The organism is Mycobacterium sp. (genome assembly GCF_035314665.1).
GTDB lineage: Bacteria > Actinomycetota > Actinomycetes > Mycobacteriales > Mycobacteriaceae > Mycobacterium.
Genome location: NZ_DATFZD010000008.1, coordinates 1 through 2,632, shown reverse-complemented (window position 1 = coordinate 2,632; position 2,632 = coordinate 1). Strand labels below are relative to the sequence as shown.

General features: G+C 64.6%; 2 protein-coding genes and 2 pseudogenes. 2 read left to right on the top strand and 2 right to left on the bottom strand.

The features are described 5' to 3' along the window. Positions 1-261: pseudogene (locus VKI00_RS00470) on the top strand (isocitrate lyase); the annotation flags it as partial. Here VKI00_RS00470 and VKI00_RS00465 read toward each other — a convergent pair. Beyond that, on the bottom strand, positions 258-1,163 hold the full coding sequence (locus VKI00_RS00465) for an NAD-dependent epimerase/dehydratase family protein (RefSeq protein WP_324434418.1): 906 nt from the start codon (positions 1,161-1,163) through the stop codon (positions 258-260). The pseudogene VKI00_RS00470 and the gene VKI00_RS00465 overlap by 4 nt on opposite strands. 152 nt (positions 1,164-1,315) lie before the next feature. Here VKI00_RS00465 and VKI00_RS00460 point away from each other — a divergent pair, with 152 nt between their 5' ends. Further along, positions 1,316-2,074, top strand: coding sequence for an SDR family NAD(P)-dependent oxidoreductase (locus VKI00_RS00460; protein ID WP_324434417.1), 759 nt, complete (start codon positions 1,316-1,318; stop codon positions 2,072-2,074). Here VKI00_RS00460 and VKI00_RS00455 read toward each other — a convergent pair. Continuing rightward, positions 2,071-2,632: pseudogene (locus tag VKI00_RS00455) on the bottom strand (acyl-CoA dehydrogenase); the annotation flags it as partial. The gene VKI00_RS00460 and the pseudogene VKI00_RS00455 overlap by 4 nt on opposite strands.

Sequence of the window (2,632 nt, the reverse complement as noted above, 5' to 3'; positions counted from 1 at the left end):
GAGAAACTGCGCAAGAAGAGGCTGATGGACGTCATCCACCTGTGGCTGATCCATCGGTTCAAGCCGGAGATCGTGTACTACGTGACACCGACCGAGGACAACATCTACCAGACCGAGAAGATGAAATCGCATGGCATCTTCAGCAACGTGTACCAGGAGGTCGGCGAGATCATCGTCGCCGACGTGAACCAGGAGCGCATCGACGAGCTGCTGGCACCCGATCGCGAGGCGCTGAAGCGGCTGATCGCCAAGCAGGACTAGCCGGAGCCGACCAGCTCCGGATGGAATTTGGCTGCCATCCGGCGCATCCCGTCGCGCCAGTCGACGGTGGCGACGCCGACGATCTCGCGCATTCGGCTCGGGGCGGTGGGGTTGCCGCGCAACGCTTGGTCGCTCTCCTGAAAGACCGGTTCCTTGCCGACCAGCGAGCCGAGGTAGCCGCACCAGTCCTGCAGGCTGACGGTCTGCTCGCCGCACCAGTTGAGCGTGGTCGCCGGGATCGACGCCACCTCAAGCAGTTTCGGGATGGTCGCGACGATGTCGTCCTCGTGGATCGGGTTGTAGCGGGCCGGTCCGCCGGCGGGGACCGGGATCGGGATGCCGCCGAGCATCATCTCCATGTGATAGAACGGCCACCCGCCGTTGTCGCCGTACGGGACGTTGAGCCGGGCGATGGTGGTCGGCACGCCCAGCGCGCGAGCCATCGTCCTGGCGACCACCTCGCCGGCGATCTTGGAGATGGAATAGGTTGGGAACAAAGGCTTGTGGTTGTCACCCAACGCGGCGTGCTCGGTTCGCGGCTCGTCGTCGGGCGGGTCGTAGACGGCACCTGAGGAGCAATGCAGGAACGCTTTTGCGTTGCGGCAGTGGGCCATCAACAGTCCGACCGACTCTGCGTTGGCCGCGAGATCTTTCTCCCAGTTCCCACTCTTGGCCACCGCCAAGTTGAGCACGTAATCAAAATCGGACGGAATGCCGGTGAAGTCCCCCGCGGCCAGGTTGACGGTCTCGCACCGCACCCCCGACTTCTCCAGGGCCTCACGCGCCGCAGCGTTGGTGAACCGTGCGATACCCCAGACTTCGTTATCGACCGCCAGGGCCTGGGCAATGGGACTGGCAACCTGTCCGGTCGGGCCGGTGATCAGGATCTTCGAACCACGCATGCGCTGATCGTAGGCCCGGCGTCAGGCACCGATCTGTTCGCACCCGAAGAAACCTCGGGTGAGATGGAACAACGGTGAGATGGAACAACGAGGTACACCGATCGGTTTGTTAATGGCATTCGATGAAAACTCACTCCCTAGGAGCAAACGCTATGTCATCTGTCCTCGTCACCGGAGCCAGTCGCGGAATCGGCCGCGCCATCACCGAGGAGTTCGCCCGCCGGGGACACCGCGTGGTAGCCACCGCGCGTGATCCGCGCACGCTGACCGATCTCGACGTCAGTCAACGACTGGCCCTCGACGTCACCGACGACGCGAGTGTGACCGCAGCATTCGCGGCCGCGGGTGATGTCGACATCGTCGTCGTCAACCCCGCCGAGATCTTCTATGCCGCCGTGGAAGCTATACCTCTGCCTGAATTGCAACGGCTGTTCAACCTGAACACCGTCGGCGCGATCCGGGTCGCCCAAGCCGCGCTGCCGCAGATGCGCGCCCGCGGCGACGGCAAGCTGCTGTTCATGTCCAGCGTCGTGGGGCGAATTGTGTTGCCGCCCGGGGCGGCGTATGCGGCCACCAAGTGGGCCCTGGAGGCGCTGGTCGAGGCGCTGGCCATCGAGACTGCGCCCCACGGCGTCCAGGCGGCGCTGCTCGAGCCTGGCACCGTGAGCTCCGGCGCTCTCGACGACGTAACCACCTACACGCTGCCCGACGATCCCTACGCCGAATTCCTCAACGGCGGCGGCCCGCGCGCCGGGATGATCACGCCCGAACAGGTCGCGACCGAGATCGCCGACGCCGCGGAAAAGCCGGAGTTACCACTGCGGATTCCGATCGGCGACGCCGCCCGCACGCTGTTGGCGGCGCGACACGCGGCAACCGACGACGTGCCGTTTGTCCCGACTGCCGGTTAGGGCCGCATCTGGTAGGCGCCGTCGTAGGCCTTGACCTGCTCCCACACTCGGTCGAAGCGGTGCGCATCAATCACAGGCTTGCGCACCGCCGAGATAGCCCAGGCTTGTTGCGCCGCTGTGGAATTCGGCTTGCCATGCAAGGCGACGGCGTACTGGGAGAAATCGCGGATCTGGACATTGAAGATCTGGTCCAGCAGATCGGCATCGAGTCCGGTCAGGCCGGCTTGCTCGAGAATCAGCTGACCGTAGACGACCAGCGTGAACAGGTGGCCGACGACGAGCAGGAAGTCGAGGTCGCGCATCTGGTCGGCGTCCGGCGCGGCGGTGGCCAACAGCTCCTTGAGCGCACTGGCCTGCTCGTAGAAAAGCGCCACATTCGGTATGTCCAGGTGCTTTTCGTAAACCGCTGTCCAGTCCGCGAATTGGACCTTGGATGCGCCCCGGGCCGGACCCTGCGCCCAGAAAAACACGTCATCGGCCGGGTCGTTGCGCGTTCCGATCTCGGGGTAAGCCGCCGGGTTGAACATGTAGTTGGGCATGAACTTCAGGATCTGCGCG

Excerpts from the sequence above, each read along its gene's own strand:
- VKI00_RS00465 (WP_324434418.1), bottom strand. The coding sequence starts at position 1,163 with ATGCGTGGTTCGAAGATCCTGATCACCGGCCCGACCGGACAGGTTGCC.
- VKI00_RS00460 (WP_324434417.1), top strand. The coding sequence starts at position 1,316 with ATGTCATCTGTCCTCGTCACCGGAGCCAGTCGCGGAATCGGCCGCGCC.